General features: G+C 64.5%; 14 protein-coding genes. 7 read left to right on the forward strand and 7 right to left on the reverse strand.

Annotated features, from left to right (window positions below; translation table 11 throughout):
• The first annotated feature begins 22 nt into the window (after positions 1-22).
• Positions 23-1,012 carry an SDR family NAD(P)-dependent oxidoreductase gene (locus DKW65_RS14875; protein WP_111658220.1) on the forward strand — a complete coding sequence of 330 codons (990 nt, stop codon included), beginning with the start codon at positions 23-25 and terminating at the stop codon, positions 1,010-1,012.
• A gap of 1 nt (position 1,013) precedes the next feature.
• Here the strand turns inward: DKW65_RS14875 and DKW65_RS14880 are convergent, their stop codons facing one another.
• Positions 1,014-3,563 (reverse strand): penicillin acylase family protein, encoded by a 2,550-nt coding sequence (locus tag DKW65_RS14880; RefSeq protein ID WP_162925903.1) that lies wholly within the window; start codon positions 3,561-3,563, stop codon positions 1,014-1,016.
• Positions 3,564-3,712: 149 nt separating this feature from the next.
• On the opposite strand from DKW65_RS14880, the gene DKW65_RS14885 reads away from it, so the two are divergent.
• From DKW65_RS14885 to DKW65_RS14905, 5 genes are all read left to right on the forward strand, one after another.
• Positions 3,713-5,650, forward strand: a complete 1,938-nt coding sequence (locus DKW65_RS14885; protein ID WP_245932533.1) for an FAD-dependent oxidoreductase — start codon at positions 3,713-3,715, stop codon at positions 5,648-5,650.
• 12 nt (positions 5,651-5,662) lie between these two features.
• On the forward strand, positions 5,663-6,121 hold the full coding sequence (locus tag DKW65_RS14890; RefSeq protein ID WP_111658223.1) for a hypothetical protein: 459 nt from the start codon (positions 5,663-5,665) through the stop codon (positions 6,119-6,121).
• On the forward strand, positions 6,118-7,104 hold the full coding sequence (locus DKW65_RS14895) for a hypothetical protein (protein WP_111658224.1): 987 nt from the start codon (positions 6,118-6,120) through the stop codon (positions 7,102-7,104). Before DKW65_RS14890 ends, DKW65_RS14895 begins: the two co-directional genes overlap by 4 nt.
• A gap of 156 nt (positions 7,105-7,260) precedes the next feature.
• Positions 7,261-8,766: an adenylate/guanylate cyclase domain-containing protein gene (locus DKW65_RS14900; RefSeq protein ID WP_111658225.1), complete on the forward strand. Its 1,506-nt coding sequence runs from the start codon at positions 7,261-7,263 to the stop codon at positions 8,764-8,766.
• Positions 8,759-9,784, forward strand: coding sequence for a hypothetical protein (locus tag DKW65_RS14905; RefSeq protein ID WP_111658226.1), 1,026 nt, complete (start codon positions 8,759-8,761; stop codon positions 9,782-9,784). The genes DKW65_RS14900 and DKW65_RS14905 overlap by 8 nt, the downstream gene beginning before the upstream one ends.
• A gap of 2 nt (positions 9,785-9,786) precedes the next feature.
• On the opposite strand, the gene DKW65_RS14910 is transcribed toward DKW65_RS14905, so the two are convergent.
• From DKW65_RS14910 to DKW65_RS14935, 6 genes are all read right to left on the reverse strand, one after another.
• Entirely contained in the window at positions 9,787-10,575 is a 789-nt protein-coding gene (locus DKW65_RS14910; RefSeq protein WP_111658227.1) for an FHA domain-containing protein, read from the reverse strand.
• A 221-nt stretch (positions 10,576-10,796) separates the two neighbouring features.
• Complete coding sequence (gspD, locus tag DKW65_RS14915) at positions 10,797-12,812, reverse strand: type II secretion system secretin GspD (protein WP_111658228.1); 2,016 nt, start codon at positions 12,810-12,812, stop codon at positions 10,797-10,799.
• 23 nt (positions 12,813-12,835) lie between these two features.
• Complete coding sequence (locus DKW65_RS14920; RefSeq protein WP_111658229.1) at positions 12,836-13,735, reverse strand: type II secretion system protein N; 900 nt, start codon at positions 13,733-13,735, stop codon at positions 12,836-12,838.
• Positions 13,736-13,777: 42 nt separating this feature from the next.
• Entirely contained in the window at positions 13,778-14,482 is a 705-nt protein-coding gene (gspN, locus tag DKW65_RS14925; protein ID WP_111658230.1) for a type II secretion system protein N, read from the reverse strand.
• A gap of 2 nt (positions 14,483-14,484) precedes the next feature.
• Complete coding sequence (ssb, locus tag DKW65_RS14930; RefSeq protein ID WP_111658231.1) at positions 14,485-15,003, reverse strand: single-stranded DNA-binding protein; 519 nt, start codon at positions 15,001-15,003, stop codon at positions 14,485-14,487.
• Positions 15,004-15,100: 97 nt separating this feature from the next.
• The gene (locus DKW65_RS14935; protein ID WP_111658232.1) at positions 15,101-16,489 is read right to left on the reverse strand and encodes an MFS transporter; all 1,389 of its coding nucleotides are present in this window, start codon (positions 16,487-16,489) and stop codon (positions 15,101-15,103) included.
• 218 nt (positions 16,490-16,707) lie between these two features.
• Here DKW65_RS14935 and DKW65_RS14940 point away from each other — a divergent pair, with 218 nt between their 5' ends.
• Entirely contained in the window at positions 16,708-17,358 is a 651-nt protein-coding gene (locus DKW65_RS14940) for a response regulator transcription factor (protein WP_111658233.1), read from the forward strand.
• Positions 17,359-17,414 lie beyond the last annotated feature (56 nt).

Consider the following 17,414-nt stretch of genomic DNA (forward strand, 5'->3'; position numbering starts at 1 on the left):
CATCATTGCTGAGGAAACTGCCATGCCGAGAACCTTCCCGCTGCGCATGCCGAACCTGCGTCCCAACGCCCGCGAGCTGGCGGGCACTCTGGTACGGCGGCTGGACGCCACACTGTTTCCCGGCTTCAACCTGCGCCGCCGCGTCGCGGGCAAGACGGTACTGATTACCGGCGCCAGTATGGGCATCGGCGAAACCCTGGCCTATCGGCTGGCCGAAGCAGGCGCCCATGTGCTGTTGTCGGCACGCAGCACCGAAACCCTGGAGCAGGTCGCCACGCGCATTCGCGAGAACGGTGGTCAGGTGGACATCTATCCCTGCGATATTGCCAACCTGGAAGACTGCGACCGTATGGCCGCCGAAGTGCTGGCGGAACATCCACGTGTGGACATTCTGGTGAACAATGCCGGGCGCTCGATCCGCCGCCCGGTGGCGCATTCACTGGACCGTTTCCACGATTTCGAGCGCACCATGCAGCTCAACTATTTCGGCGCCATTCGGCTGACCATGGCGCTGCTGCCCCGCATGCGTGAGCAGGGCGGCGCCCAGGTGATCAATATTTCCACCCTCGGCGTACAGACCCTGCCCGCCCGCTTCTCGGCCTACCTGGCCTCAAAGGGGGCTCTGGAGATGTGGACCCAGGTGGCGGGCAACGAGCTCAGCCACGAGGGCATTCATTTCTCGCTGGTGAACTATCCGCTGGTGCGCACGCCGATGATCGCGCCCACCGAAATCTATCGCTACACCCCGGCACTGACCCCGGCGCAGGCGGTAGACTGGATCTGCCAGGCCATCATCACCCGGCAGAAACGGGTAGCCGGTCTGCCCGCCTACATCGCCACGGGGCTGTACATGGCGTTGCCGAAGCTCAGCGAGAGCATCGTCAACACCCTGTTCCAGATGACGCCGGAATCACGCGCAGCGCGCGGCATGCCGCCGCATCAGCCCGGCGTGCCGGATTACCGCGACAATGTTCAGCCGCTGCGCCGGCGACGCTCGCGCCTGCAGCGCTGAGTCAGTCTGCCGGCCGCAGCACCAGCAAGCGGTTGTAATGGGCCTGCACCGCATCCCGCCCGAACGGCAGGGTGCGGTTCTGCCAACCCAGCCAGACCTCAATGCCATCGTCATAATGCGGGCTGGCCGGATTGCCGCTCTGGCCACCACTGTTGACCAGTTGCAGCGGCTCCTCGGCCGCAAAATCCACCACCATCCGCATCGCCGGAATCGAGTGCACGGCAAAATCCCGGCCCAGCGGATAGCCGGCCACGTTGAGCGTATTGTGATTGCCGCCCGCCGGATAAGGCCCACGGTTCAGATAGCCGTCCAGCCATGACAGGCCCCAGCGTTGCGTACGCGACAACCAGGGTTTCATCTGCGTGGCGGCTGTCTGCCAGGTATACGTATGCAGATCGCCCCACGCCCAGTTCGCCGGGTCACGGCCCATCCGCTCACGGCAGTACTGCCAGGCATCTGCCAGGCTCAGGGCGACGATATCCCACTTGCTCTCGCTGCGGTCGGTATTGACGTTGTTCCAGAACGGGCTGTCCTCGCGTTGCAGCAAATGGTCCTGGATCGCGGAGTAGCTCAACAGCGTCATGCGGGTAAAGGCATCCCAGGCAGGCGAGTCCTCCGGGCCCAGTTCGTCCAGAAAGGTGTTGCGGGCCAGGGTGTGGAAAAACACGCCGTAGACCGCCGCCGCTGCACTCTCCGGAGCCATGTCCCCATCGAAGTTCATCAGCAGGTCCAGCGCGTCGCGGGCCTGCGCGGCGCGCCGTGAGGGCAGCGTCGCCATCGCTTCATCAATCACCCCGGCGTGACGGCGCAACATGGATTGCATGGCCGGCACCAGCGCGTCATGACGATCAGCCTGCATGGCCACCATGCTCGCCGCATCATGGTCATCGCGCGCCGCCAGCAGGGCATCGACCCGTTCCCCGCGCTGCGGGGCAAACCAGGAGTGGCTCATGTGCAACGGGTAATCCGGGGCCACCGTGCGATGGTTGGCCGTGCCGACATGCCCGGCAGACGGGCTGTAATCGGACGGGTGCGCGTCCACGTCGGCAAAACCCTGCCACCGCCATGTATCCACCCAACCCGGTGAGGGGAGCTGCCCTGTACCCGCCCCCCGCAAGGGATAACGGCCGGTGACCTGCCAGCCGATGTTGTCAGCATCCGCCATGACCATGTTCAGGTGAATGAAGCGCACATCGCGCACATGGGTACGTGCTTCCTCCAGTGAGCGGGACTGGCCAAGCCGGAACATCGCATCCATGGTGTCGTCCGCCTCATAGGCGGTCCAGGCGAAGGCCAGGCCATAGGTGGGTCGCTCGTCCTGTTCTGCCGCCAGCGCCAGCCGTGGCGGCACCACCGGCGACACTGGCGGGGCATCCAGTGCGGCGCCGATCAAGGGGCCGTTGCGGGTCCGGTGCAGCGTGTGGGTCACCGATTCACCCCCGAGCACATGAAAGGTTTCCTCGCGCGCCTCCGCTGGCTGCCAGTCATCCTGCACCCGGTAATGCAGCACGCCGTCGATCTCACGGAGCTGCTCGATGAACAGGTCCTGGGCATCCGCCATGACCATGGTGGCCCCCCAGGCAAAATCACCGTTGAACCCCAGCACCGGTACCGGGATACCCGCCAGCGCCACGCCCGCGGCCTCCATATCCGGGGTCCGCACATGCATCAGCATCCACATGGGCGGCTGGCTGATCAGCAGATGGGTGTCATTGGCCAGCAGGCTGCGCCCGTCGCGGGTATGAGAAGGCGCCACGGCCCAGTTGTTGCTGGCCGCCAGCCCCTGGGGCATCAGCAGACGCTCGAACCCCGCCCGAGCGGCATCCACCGCCGCCACCTCACCGCGCAGCGCCGCCATGTCCAGATCCGCCAGCTTGGCGGCCTCATCAAACGGCAGCGCCTGATCCGGATAGATGGGCATCAACCACGGCAGGCGCTCGGTGCCGACCCGCTCCGCCAGATTCAGCGCCATGATTTCTTCATGCAGGTTCATGCCCAGGCCCAGATTGACCATGGTGAAGACATCGGCAGAATTCAGCGGCGTCCACGGCTCCGGGCTGAAATCACCCAGGCGGAAGTCCAGCGGCATATCCTCGGCATAGGCGGCCATCCAGGCGTTGACCCCGTTACTGAAGTGCTCCAGCAGGGCGCGCAGCTCATCGCTGCTGGCCTCCAGTTGCCGGACCGAGATGGCGCGCAGATCCAGGCTGCGGGCATACAGGTCCATGGGCAGGGCAACCTCTCCGGCCATCTCGGCCAGGCGGCCCTGCGCCGCCAGGGTAAAACCGACCATCTGCGACAGCCGGTCATTGGCCATGACCCAGCCAATGGCGAAGGCCAGATCTTCCCGACTCTCCGCGCTGATATGAGGAATGCCCAGTTCGTCACGCCGTATCTGCACCGACTGCGCCAGCCCGGGCACCACGAGTTCCCCCTCCACGGGGTCCATCGAACCCGCCAGCCAACGGTCCAGCAGATTGCCGCTGCAGGCCGTTATGCCCGCGAGCAGCAGGACCAGAACCGGCAAACCGAACAGCATTCCTCTGCGCATAGTGAACTCCATGTGACGATCAGGTTGCGCCGCATCATAGGGGGCGCGAGGCGCCGCTGCCTAGCCACAGCCGGGCGTTTGTCCCAGCCTGCATGGCGACCTGCGGGCAGGGACAAGCCGACAGCCTGGCCCTGTGTCAGGCTGGACAGATGGATGACACCTCACACCTCGCCGGGGCACCGGCCCTGCGTCGCGCCGACGTCGCCCGCGCCCTCGCCGAGGCCCTGTTCCCGGCTGGCGCGCAATTGCCTGCACCCGATCCGGAGGCCATTACCCGCACCGTGACCGGCTATGTGGCTGGCCACCCGTGGCTGCGCCGGGCGCTGGATACCGGGCTGGGCTGGCTGACACTGCGCTGTCTGCTGCGTCATGGCCAACGCTTCAGTCATGCGCCCGTGGCTCGACGCCGGGCGCTGCTCGACGGGCTGGCAGAAAGCGCCCTGAGCCGCCACCTGTTGCGCGCCGTCTGCGCGCCGTTCAAGGCGGCCTATGTCCTGGATGAAGCGCATGCCGGACAGATGGCCGTGCCCCGCGTCCAGGTGCCGGCACAGCTGGAGCAGTTCCGCTGGCAACAGCAGATCACGACAGCCTCGCAGCTGGAGGAAGACCAGACACTGGAAGCCGATGTCGTGGTCATCGGCTCAGGAGCGGGCGGGGCCGCTGCGGCTTACGAACTGGCCAGTCGCGGCCTGGCGGTCGTGGTCATCGAAGAAGGCCAGTGGCATGACCGTCGTGATTTCAACGGCAAGCTGCCCGAAGTGATCAGCAAGCTGTATCGCGGTTACGGCGCCACCGTGGCGTTGGGTAACGTCTTCATTCCCGTGCCCATCGGCCGCTGTGTCGGTGGCACCACGACCATCAATTCCGGCACCTGCATGCGCACGCCCGACGCCGTGCTGAGGCGCTGGCGCGATGAACTGGGTCTGGCGCAAGCGGCACCGGATGAACTGGCCCCCTGGTTCGACGCGGTGGAGGCCATGCTCAAGGTGCAGCCTGCCGAGAGCCGCCATGTCGGCCCGATAGGCGATATCATCGAGCGCGGCGCGCGGGCGCTGGGCTTCAGCCAGCTGCACCCGCTGCGTCGCAATGCCGAAGGCTGCGATGGTCAGGGACTGTGCCAGTTCGGCTGCCCCACAGATGCCAAGCAATCCACCAATGTGAGCTACATGCCACGCGCCCTGGAACGCGGCGCCTTCCTGTTCACCGGGTTCCGCGCCACACGGTTGCTGCGTCGCGGCCAACAGGCTCTGGGCGTGATCGCCAAGGGCCGCAACGCCGCCGGCCAGCCCGTTCAGCTGACGGTGCATGCCCGCAGCACCGTGGTGGCCATGGGCACCTTCCTGACACCGGGCTTCCTGCGCGACAACGGTGTGCGCAACCGGCACCTCGGCCGCCATCTGACCCTGCACCCCTGCGGTGTGGTCAACGCCCTGTTCCCCGATGACATGCTGCGCAACGCCCGCAGCATTCCCCAGGGGTTCGGCATGGCGGACCTGGCAGAGGAGGGGCTGATGTTTGAAGGCGGCACCATCCCGTTCGCCGGGCACGGCCTGATGAACAACCTCTATGGCGATGCCTGGGTGCGCTTCACCGAGCGCTATCAGCAGACTGCTTATTTCGGCTTCATGATCCGCGATACCAGCGAAGGCCGCGTGCGACGCGGTCCACACCGCGACCTGCCGTGGATCAGCTACCACATGAACGAGTCGGATTTCGCGCTGTTCCTGCGCGGTATCGAGACCCTGGCGCGTATCTATCTGGCCGCTGGCGCCCGGGAGGTCATGATCCCCGGGCTGACGCGCCTGGTAACGGTACGCAACGAGGCCGAGTTGGCCGCCTTCATGGCGCGCCGACATCGTCCTGGCGATTTTCTCATGAGCGCCTACCACCCCCTGGGCACGGCGCGACTCGCCGCCGACCCGCATGCCGGCGTCTGCGCCCCTGATCACAGCGTGCACGGCTGGCAAGACCTGTATGTGATGGACGGCAGCTGCGTGCCCTCCAGCCTGGGCGCCAACCCGCAAGTCACCATCATGACCCTCGCCAGTCATGCCGCAGCGCGGCTGGCAGACCACCTGACCCCCTGACGGAGCATCGACATGGCCATTGGACTATTGTTACGCGAGACCATGAGCGGCTGGTTGACGCTGGACGGCAATGACGAGGTGCAACGGCTGCCCTTCGCCTTTTCCATCGCCGCCTTCACCACCCGCATCTTCAGCCTGGGCACGCCGCGCTACTTCCGCGGTCGGGTCACGCTGGGCAACGAGCAGTTCCCCTGCGAAGGTGAACTGACCCTTCGCCCGGGGGGGCCGCATTACTGGCTGCGCTTCACTCATCCGGTACACGGGGCGCTTTATCTGTCCGGCCAGAAGCATTACGGCCGAAACGGGTTGTTGCGGTCGCTGATTACCTGCCCGCTGACCGTATTCCAGGCGGATCAACCGGTGGGCGAGGCAGAAGTGGCCTACCGCGATTCGATCCTGCTGTTTGTCTTTCGTGCCTTGCGCCTGGTGCGCGAGGAAAACGCCTACACGGAATATGGAGCCGCACAATGATTCCCTGGCATGGCAGTCAGTACCCCGGCAAAGGGGGCCACTACGAGTCCTGGTTCCTGCGCGCCAATCACCCCAGCGAAGCGCGTGCCTTCTGGATCCGCTATACCCTGTTCATCCCGGCGGACGATCGCGCCCCCCTGGGCGAGATCTGGGCCATGTGGTTTGATGCCGAACGCGGTGATGATGTGCGCGTTGTGGCCGTGAAGAATGAATCGCCACTGTCCGTGTGCGACTTCAACCGGGAACAGATGGGGGTCAGTCTCCCCGGCGCCCAGCTGACCAGCCATCGCCTCAGCGGCGACGCCACCAGCGGCGGTCATTCCATCGCCTGGGACCTGACGTACGACGACGGCCAGGACAGCCTGATCTTTCTGCCGGAAAAGTTGTACACGGCACCGCTGCCCAAGGCCAAGGCGCTGGTCAGCCGGCCACAGGTGCGCTTCCACGGTCATCTGCTGGTGGACGGCGAGCGCTATACCATCGACCACTGGCAAGGCAGCGAAAACCACAACTGGGGCAGCAAGCACACGGATCAGTACGCCTGGGGCCAGGTGGCCGGCTTCGACGACGCCCCCGATGCCTTCCTGGAATGCATCACCGCAAGGGTGAAACTCGGCCCGGTGTTCTCGCCCTGGCTGACCATCGCCTGCCTGCGCCTGGACGGCGAGACCTATGCTTTCAATCGCATCGGCACAGCGCTGCGCGCCAAGGCGCACTACCACTTTTTTGACTGGCAGTTCCGCAGTCGCCACCAGGGGCATCAGCTGGATGTGCACATTCAGGCGCCGGCGACCTGTTTCACCGCCCTGACCTATTACAACCCGCCAGGCGGGAGCAAGACCTGCCTGAACAGCAAGATCGCGCGCTGCGATCTGTCACTGGCCAGCCACGGTCAGGCGCCACGCCGTCTGCATACCAGCCACCGGGCCGCCTTCGAGATACTCACCGACCGCGACGACCACGGCGTGCCCGTGGCCGTCTGAAACACCCCCTTGCCGGACGGGCACCCCCGCCCGTCCGGCCCTCTGTTACGCAAACGCTACAAAATGTTATGGTTGCCGGTTGGAACCCTTGGCGGCCACGTCTCTCCTATCCTCCACCGCCGCCCGGGCAGCCTACTACCGAGGCCAACCGCCGTGATGACACGCTGGCGACACCGCACCCTGACCACCGGCCGCCGCCTGGCGGACGATTTGCGTGCGCTGCTGCCCGACTATCTGCCCGTGGCCTGGAAGCTCGGCCTGACCTTTTCTGCGCTGGTGCTGGTGGGCATGAGCGTGCTCGGCTCACTGATCCTCAACAGCCAGCTCAGCGCCATGCAGACGCAAGCCGACCGCTTCGGCAGCACCATTGCCTCGCAACTGGCGGACGCCGCACGCGAACCCTTGCTCGCTGAAGATCCGCTCGCCCTCAACGTGCTGGTGAACGAACTGGCTGGCAGCGAACAACTGGACGGCGCGGCCCTGTTCGACCGCAACCTGCGTCTGCTGCACCGGGCTGGCAAGCTGCCCGTTGATGCGGTCCCCACCCTCAGCGGTCCGGTGCGCCACTGGCGCGACCAGGAAGATCCGCTGACCACCTACTTTGCGGTCATCCGCGTTGCTGACGCCACGGCCGGGTACGCCGCCATTACCCTGTCCGGCACAGCGATCACCAGCGCCCAGGCGGCGGCCCGCTCCACCATGATCACCGCCACCCTGCTGATGAGCCTGATTGCCGTGATCGCCGCCTTTGTCATCAGCCGCCGCCTGGCGCAGCCACTGACTGACCTGGTGGCGGCCACCACAGCGCTGCGCGCTGGCGACCTCAATGTGCGCCTTGAGGGGCACAGCAACGATGAGATCGGCCAGTTGCTGGAGGCCTACAACAACATGGCCCATGGCCTGCTGGAGAAGACACAGGTCGAGCGCGTCCTGTCCCGCTTCGTCAGCCCGCGGGTAGCAGAACGGATGATGGCCGACCTGGGCGAAGTGCAACTCGGCGGGCGCGAAGTACACGCCACGGTGCTGTTCGCCGACATCGTCGGCTTTACGCAGTTGTCAGAAGGCATGGCCCCGGATGCGGTCGCGGAGTTGCTGAACGACTATTTCAATGCCATTTCCACCGCCGCCGATTTCTACCGTGGCAACATCGACAAGTTCATGGGCGACTGCGCCATGCTGGTCTTCGGGGTGCCGGAAGAAGACAGCGAGCACCTGTATCACGGGCTGTGCTGTGCGGTCATGATCCAGCGACTGGTCACACGCCTGAATGAGACCCGCGCGGCACACGGGCTGGTGACCGTGGATTTCCGCGTCGGCATCAATGCCGGGCAGATGCTGGCTGGCAACCTGGGCTCCCAGGATCGCATGCAGTACACCGTCGTGGGCGATGCCGTGAACCTCGCCTCGCGACTGTCCAATATGGCAGCCCCCGGGGAAGTCATCATTCCAGACCATCTTGTCCGCGATGCGAATATTGCCCCGCGGCTGCGCACGCGTATTGCCGGCACCATGCGCGTGCGCGGCAAATCGGAACCGGTACTGACTTACCGCGTGGAAGGCGTGCACGCCCAGTCCGAAACCCTGATGGAACAACGCATCGCCCGCTTTCTCAGCGAATATGCCATCGCCAGAAGCGCCCGCGCACAGGTGAACCATGCCTGAGTTGCGCACCGCCCTGCTGACCGGCGCCCTGCTGCTGGCGGGTTGCAGCCTGCTGCAGCCCGATACTGACCCGGTGACCGCGCTGGATGACGCCCTGGCGGCCCAGGACTACAACACCGCCTGGGCCATCGCCAACCGGGTCGATCCGGAAGAGGCATCGGACGCCCTGACGCAGCGACTGGAGACCCTCAATCAGGACATCATCCGCTTTGAGCGCACCCGGATCACCCAGGCCCGCCAGTTTGCCAACCAGGGGCGCTGGGCTGAGGCGTTGACCCACCTGGACGATGCCCGGCGTCACTGGGCCCATGGCTACGCCATCGCCGAGGCGCGCTCGGAGCTGGACCAGCGGCAGATGGTTGATCTGCTGCGCGAACGCACGCAACTGCTGGTCCGTGAGGCGGAGTGGCTGCAGAGCACCGAATCTGCTGTGGAGGGGCTCACACGCTTTGCCGACCCCTCTGCTACCAGCCTGCAACAACGCTATCGCCAGCAATCCGCCAGCCTGGCCGAGGAACTCACCACCCTGGGCGAATGGCATGCCAGCCAGGAACACTGGAGTCTGGCCCGGGATGCACTGCGCAGCGCCGCCCGACTGGAACCGGCACGCGCCGACCACCCGCAGCGGGCGCGCGCCGAACAGGAAGTGGCCAACGCCAACCGCGCGGCCCAGGCGCGCCGCACCTCAACCCTGCAACGCGAAGCGCGCAACCGGCTGGAGCGCTATCAGCGCAGCGGCACCATTGAAGACCTGCTGGCCGCCCGCGACTACATCGAACAGCACCGCCATCGTGGCAATCTGCAACGCGAAGCCACCGAGGTGGAGACCCTGGTCGGGCAACGTTTCCGGGAAGATCTGGCAACGGGCGATGCCCTCTACGCCAGCGGCGATTATCAGGCGGCCTACCGACAGTGGAGCCGTATCGCCCCGCTGAGGCCGGGCGATCAGGAACTGGACAAGAAGCTGGAACGGACCCGTCGGGTGCTGGGTTCACTGGAGCAGTTGCGCAACCAGTAGAGTCAGTGCTGGCGCCCGGCAAAGCGTGACAGGGCACCATCCGCCAGACGCGCCGCGGAGCCCGCCTGATGGGCGTCACCCGCCGCCAGTGCAGCGTCCCGTCCGGGACGGCCCTTGAGTGTGCTGCAGGGCGCTTCAATGCGGAAGACCACATGGTCGATACGCAGATCGTCCCCCCCATGCAGCTCCACTTCAGACACCTTGGCACGGTTCACCCAGGTACCACTGGCCGAATCGAGATCACAGACATACAGTCGCCCTTCCGTGGCCCAGACCTGAGCGTGGCGACGGGAGATATGCACCCCCGGCAACACGATATCACTGCCATGCGAACGGCCCAGCAACAGATTCCCGGACGGCGGCACCGGATAACGCCGACCGAGCAGATCGCCGGAGGTGGCATACAGGGTCCAGGCATCATAGGGCGAGGTGGTCACCGAGACTTCGCGGAACGCCGGCATCATGACACTGACGGCATCATCGGGCATGCGCATCATCTGATGGGCGGGATCGGTAAGCTCCAGTTCCACATCCCCGATACGAATGATGTCCGTCGGCACAATGCGCGTGGGCAGTTCCACACGGTCGCCGTTCAGGCGTGTACCTTCCTCGCTGCACAGATCGGTCAGGTAGACACGGTTGTCCGCCTCGACAATCAGCTCGGCGTGGAAGTCACTGATACCCTCTTCATCAATCACAATGGTGTTGGAGGGATGGCGGCCGATGACATAGCGGGGTTCGGACAACCAGATACCGGACCGATGCCGGTCATTGAATCGGAGTCGTAACATTGCAGCGCTTCCCTCGTCGGGCCCGTCCTGGCCCGGAAGAGGGCGTAGCGGGCATCCTTTTATTCTTGGAATACCATTATTGTCGGTATGCCGGGACACGCCCCGGGGCGCCCAATCCGCGCCGCCGAAGTGGAACCATTGTGCTACAGGCTTCCCGGCAGCGACAACCCTGCTGTCTGACACCTCATGGACTCTGGCGCATCAGGGTCGTGTCGCCAGGGTCAGTCCAGGGCCGCATCTTCCATGCTGCGCTCATTGTCCGGCAGCCGGTTCTGCTCCATGTAACGGCGCAACTCCTCCGGCGGCGGGCGACGGCCATCAAACAGGTCATCGACGTTGGTCGGCAGCGGCTGCGGCACGACCCGCTCCAGATCACCACGGCGATTCACCCGGAATTGCAACGCCGTGATCCCGAGATAGCGCTGCTGGGTCAGCTCCAGCAGACGCTGATTGTCTGCCAGGATGGTCGGGCGCAAAAACACGATGAGGTTGCGTTTCTCGCGCCGGTCGTCGGTAGACCGGAACAGGATGCCGAGGCCCGGGATATCCCCCAGAATGGGCACCTTGCGCACCACCCGCCGGACGTCATCCTGGATCAGGCCGCCCAGCACAATGGTCTCGCCGTCATCCGCCAGCACGGTGGTCTTGATAGAACGCGTGCTGGTGATCAGATCCACGGCGTTGATACCTTCCGATGCCGCCTGGACCGCTGAGGCTTCCTGTTCCAGAACGAGACGCACCGTGCTGTCGCCCGCCAGGCTCGGCGTCACCGTCAGCGTGATACCCACGTCCTGACGCTGGATGGTCTGGAACGGGTTATCCAGGCCAGCGCCGGTGCTGGTGCTCTGCCCGGTCACGAACGGCACGTTCTGGCCCACCACGATGGACGCTTCCTGGTTGTCCAGGGTCAGCACGCTCGGGGTGGACAGCAGGTTGACGTTGGAGCTGGAAGCCAGCGCTTGCAGGAACCCGCCCCAGCGGAAGCTGCCATCACTGCGGCGCTCGCCGCCACCGATGGTGATGCCATCGTTGAGCGTTGCGGTCGGCTGACCGGACAGAATGCTACCGACAATATCGTTGACGCTGAGGCCGACATTGCTGAAGTTGGTGCCCCCCACGCCACTGCGCTCGTCGCCACCGGCAAACTGGACACCCAGCTGCAGCCCCAGATCACCACCGACTTCCACGATGGCGGCCTCAATCAGGATCTGGGCACGCCGCACATCCAGCTGCCGCACGATGGACTGCAGTTCCTGCATCAGCGCCGGCTCGGCGCGGATCACCAGCGCATTCATCGACGGGTCTGCCTGAATGGACACCTTGGTGCCCGGCGCCCCTTCGCTGCCATTGTCCGTGGCAGCGTCAGAGAAGTTCTTCAACAGTTCCGCCATCTTTTCTGCGTCAGCATGGCTCAACCGCACCACCTGCACGCTGCCACTCTGGGACGGCCGCACATCGAGCTCACGGATCAGTTCGACCGCCCGGCGCCGGGCGATACTGTCGCCCTTGACGATCAGGCGATTGGTGCGCTCGTCAGCCACCAGGGTGAGACGCCCCTCCCGGACCTGCTGCCGACGGCCTTGCTGCTGGCCACTCTGTTGCGGTGTGAGGGTCTCCAGCAGCTTGATCACATCTCCGACCCAGGCGTGCTGCAACGGGATGATTTCCACCTCTTCGGCTTCCGAGCCATCCAGATGGGCAATGATGGCTTCCATACGGCGAATATTATCCGCATGGTCGCTGATGATGAGCGCGTTGGCCGAGCCCACCGCCGCGAGATGACCATACTGCGGCACCAGCGGACGCAGCACCGGCACAAGCTCTTCGACGGGCGAGTTGTCGACGGTAATGACGCGGGTAATCAGTGCTTCACCGGTGGCGCTGTCCTGTACCAGCGGTAAATTACTCTGCTTGGCGGTCGTGTTGGGTACGATCTTGATGATTTCGCCAGACTCCACGGCGGCATAACCATGCACCTGCAGCACAGACAGGAACAGCTCGTACACTTCACCTTCGGTCAGCGGCTGACGCGAAATCACGGTCACATCCCGCGCGCGCACCCGTGGGTCCACAACAAAGTTCTTTCCGGTCATGTCGGCCACCTGACCTATAAAGGCCTGTATGTCCGCATTACGTATATTGACCGTCCAGGTCTTGTCGTCGTCGGCCATGGCCGGAGACATGCTCAGCATCCCCCCGACCCACATCACCGCGACCAGCCGCAGTATTGTTTTCATCCTTCTTCGCCTTTCGAATTGCGTTATGGCGGATAGTTAACCGTAAAACGGCGTGATCCCCGCTGAACCTCAATGGACGCGGACCCCGACGCCAGTGCTTCCTCAATGGCCCGGACATCACCGGCTTCGTCACCCAGCGGGTGGCCATTGACTGACATGATCTGATCCCCGGGGCGCAGCCCCACGCTGCTGATCACATCAGCCGGCGCAGCCTCGGTAATGCGGTACCCTTCGGCACTGCCTTCAGTGACCGGCGCCAGACCCAGTTGTTCAATAATCATGCGGCGCTGCTGCGCGGCATCGCCTTCAAACAGATTCAGTTCCGTATCAGCCTGCGGCGATGGCGCGGATGGCGCCCCGCCGGGCCGGCGATTGGCCGGCTGCTGACGAACAGGCGGAGTAGCCGAGACACCACCGCCAGACAACTCCGGCTCCCGCAGGCGCAGCGCTTCGAGCTGGCCCTGACGGCGCAGAATCACACGATCTGCAAGCACCTCGACCAGTTCAGCATTCCCGGGGACCCGGTCTCCGGGCTTCAGCAAGGCAGCATCACGCCCCTGCTCGGCAATGATGGCTCGCGCCTGCGACTGGTCACGATGCTGGAACAGGCCTAGCAGTTCAAGTCTCAGGCGGGTATCCGGGGCGTCGACGACTCGTTCTTCGGGCGCCTCTTCCGGCGGCACACCAAACAGGTTCCAGCCTTCTACCTGCTGGCGCGACAGGCTGCCATTGCTCTGCCGCTCGACCACCGTCAGACGCTGCAACGAGGGATCGGGAGGCGCCACCTCTTGCGGTCCGGCGTACCACAGCAGCAGACTGTCGGCGATCACCTTGGCCAACCAGATCACGACCACTATTGCAGCCACCCATCGGGCGATGCCGATGAGGCGCTGTATCCTGGTCTGGTCAAACGAAACGGCCATTATTCTGTCCAACTGCCTCTTTTTTTATCGGCAATCAGGCGACTAGAGTGCCTGACTGACCTGGAACACGACGTCGTCGTCGCTGCCCCCCTGACTGACCCCCAGAAGACGAGGCCAGGCACGATACACACGCAGCGACGCTTCGCCAGCCGCCACATCACCATCCACCAGCCGGGTGCCCTCCGGGTCGGTGATTTCAAACCTGGCCACATTCTGCTCGGTGAACAGCCGTCCTTCCAGTGGTGGCACTCTGGCACTACCATCCGGCGGCCAGGTCACCTGCCCGCCACCATAGCGCAGGTTGCCCTGTACCGACACCTCACCGCTGCGCGCCCAGCGCAGATGGGCGATCTGACCGGTCACCACACCATCCGCGCTGCCCTCCGGCATGTCACGGCTGATCTCGGCCAGCGGCACACGCAGGCTCAGGTCGCGCAGCGAGGCCGCGCGTGGCGTTCCGCCCACCCAGCCATCCAGCTCCACACCGCCACCCGCCAGATCAAGCTGGACGCCCGGCAGCACGCCGCGCCAGCGGGTGTGCCAGCGCAAATCGCCCCGGTATCCCTGCCAGCGCCAACGGGCCTCACCTTGCCAGACACGGCCGCGTATTCCGCTCACCTGGAGCGGCGCGTCACCGATCACCAGACCATCAAGGTGTCTGACAAAGGGTTGCGCTGGCAGTTGCCAGAGCCCGAACAGCAGCAAGCTGACGACGAAAACGCCAATCAGCGTCAGGGGACGCGGCATGATCAGAACGGGATATCGTCGTCGAAATCATCCGCCGGGGAGGAAAATCCGCCGCTTTTGCCACCGCTCTTGCCGCCGCCCTGGGCGTCACCGGACGCACCGGCATGCTCCTGCGGCGCCTGATTCTCATAGCCGCCGTAACCGCTGTCCTGATTGGCGTAACCGCCACCACCACCGCTACCACCACGGCTGTCGAGCATCTGCATCTCGCTGGCCACCACCTCGGTGGTATAGCGGTCCTGACCATCCTGCCCCTGCCACTTGCGGGTACGCAGGCTGCCCTCGATATAAACCTTGCCGCCTTTCTTCAGATACTCACCGGCAATCTCGGCCAGCTTGTTGAAGAACACCACGCGATGCCATTCCGTGCGTTCCTGCATCTGCCCGGTGTTGCGATCTTTCCAGCTCTCGGACGTCGCCAGATTGATATTGGTCACGGCACCGCCGCTGGGCATGAAACGGGTTTCCGGGTCTGCTCCCAGATTGCCGATCAGGATTACCTTGTTTACACCACGAGCCATCTTGCTTCTCCGTTTATGTCATTCGTTCCCTGAAAAGTGCTCCATTCTGGCAGCTTTGCGGGCCAGTTGGGATACCCCCGTGACGCGCCGCTGCGCATTATCCTGCGGCGGGTGCCGCCCCCGGACAAATCCGCTCCAGAGCAGCCAGATCCAGGCACGTCTTGTCGACCTTGAGCACAGCCAGGCCCGCGTCCGGCAGCACCACCGCTTCCAGAACCCCCTCGACCGCCAGCAGATGCTCCGCCAGAACATCGGGGTGCGCCGGGGCATCCCCCAGCACCAGCACGCGGCTGTCCGATTTCACCGGCACGGGCATACCCCGCATCAGCAATAACCACGCCGATACCATAACCGCCGCCGCCCAGAAGACGGCGGCAGCGCCCGCACTTTGCCACAGAAGGCCACCCAGTGCGCCGCCGGCAAACACGCCGAGAAACTGGCTGCTCGAATAGATGCCCAGTGCCGTGCCACGGGTACCCGCCGGCGCCGCACGACCCACCATGGACGGCAGCAAGGCCTCCAGCAGATTGAAGGCCGAGAAGAACACAAACAGCGCCAGCGCGAAGTGCCACAGCTGCTGTTGCGCCAGCGCCAACAGGACCATGGCCACACCCAGCAACCCCACCGCCAGCATTTTGACAGGACGAACGCCACGCCGTTCCGAAGCAATGATCAGCGGTATCATTACCCCCACGCTGGCCACCAGCACCACCAGGTACAACAAGCTGTGGCGCACCAGTGGCAGACCCACCCGGTCGGCCAGCAGCCCGGGCACCACCACAAACACGGCTGTCAGCACCGCATGCAGGATGAAGATACCGGTATTCAGGCGCCACAGCATCGGGTCACGCAGAATACGCCGCAAACGCGGCCCCAGGGGCAACGCCGGCTCACGCACCCGCAGACGCGGGTTCGGCACCCAGATGAGCACCACCAGCATTCCCCCCAGAGCCAGCAGTGTAGACAGCCAGAACAGCCCGGACAGCCCGAGCCACGCCGCAAGCGCAGGCCCCAGGATCAGGGCCAGCAGGAATGCGGCCCCCACGGACATGCCAATACCGGCCATCGCCCGCGTACGATGATCTTCGGACACCACATCGGCAACCAGCGCCATCACCACGGCAGCAATCGCCCCGGCCCCCTGCAGGGCGCGCCCCAGGATAACGCCGTGAATCGACTCTGCCAGTGCCGCGACCACCCCACCCAGCGCGAACAGCAGCAGCCCCGCCAGGATCACCGGGCGCCGCCCCACCCGATCAGAGAGCATGCCAAACGGCAATTGCAGCAGCGCCTGCATGAGCCCGTAGGCGCCCACGGCCATACCGATCAGAAAGGGCGTGGCGCCGGGCAATGCCGCGCCATAGACCGCAAACACTGGCAGCAGCATGAACAAACCGAACATGCGCAGGGCAAAGATCGAGGCCAGGGCCCCGGTGACGCGCACCTCGGCCCGCACCAGCGCGGATCGCGGAGAACTACTGTTCATGGTCTTCCAGGCGGCATACAGAAAGGTCGCGAGTGTAGCAGAAAGCGCTCGGCTGAGGAGTAAAGGGAGTACTTCGATGCAGGGTTAAATTGAACCACCCACCAACTGGTGATAAATTAGCCGTGAATAAGTGTTTATTCGTAGAGCCCTCCCGGACGACCCACCCGCTGTCCAAGGATAGCGGGCCCGATAATTAGAGAAACAGGGAAAGAAGACAGATGCCCCCCTTCGTCAGTGAACATCAGGTATACGTGGCCGGCGGCCAACAGCTGCAGAACTCGCTGTTGGCGGAGTTCCTGGGCAAACAGGACGTCAGCGCCCGCAGCCTCAAGCGCATCCAGGATGTGACCGCCGAGGAACTCGATCAGGTGGGCCAGGCCCTGTTCCTGGTGGACTTCAGCACCATCGACATTAACGACACCATCGCGCATCTGCTGGAGATCGATCCGCAAATCGATACCGACCTGTTCATTGCGGTATTCAACGTGGACGAGGAAGACTCCCTGTCACGCCTCGCTGGCCTGCCAATGGTCAACGGCGGCTTCCTGCATGACTGCCCGCAGGATCTGTTGCTCAAGGGCATCCGGGCCATGTTCGAGGGCGAACTGTGGCTGCCGCGCAAGGTGCTGCAGCAGTATCTGATGAAGAGCCGGGCCTTCAACAAGACCTTCTCGCGCAGCGAGGTCAACCTGACGGACCGCGAGGTCGAAGTGCTCAAGGTCATGGCCACCGGGGCCAAGAATTCAGACATTGCCCGCTCACTCAACCTGAGCCCGCATACCATCAAGACGCACATTTACAACATCTTCAAGAAAATCAACGCCTCCAACCGCCTGCAGGCGGTGAACTGGGCCCAGGAAAACCTCTGACCTCCTGCCTCCCCGGTGCCCTCGCCCGCACCGGGGTAACGTCCGACACTGCTGCC

The sequence above is a fragment of the Isoalcanivorax indicus genome (assembly GCF_003259185.1).
Taxonomy (GTDB): Bacteria; Pseudomonadota; Gammaproteobacteria; order Pseudomonadales; family Alcanivoracaceae; genus Isoalcanivorax; species Isoalcanivorax indicus.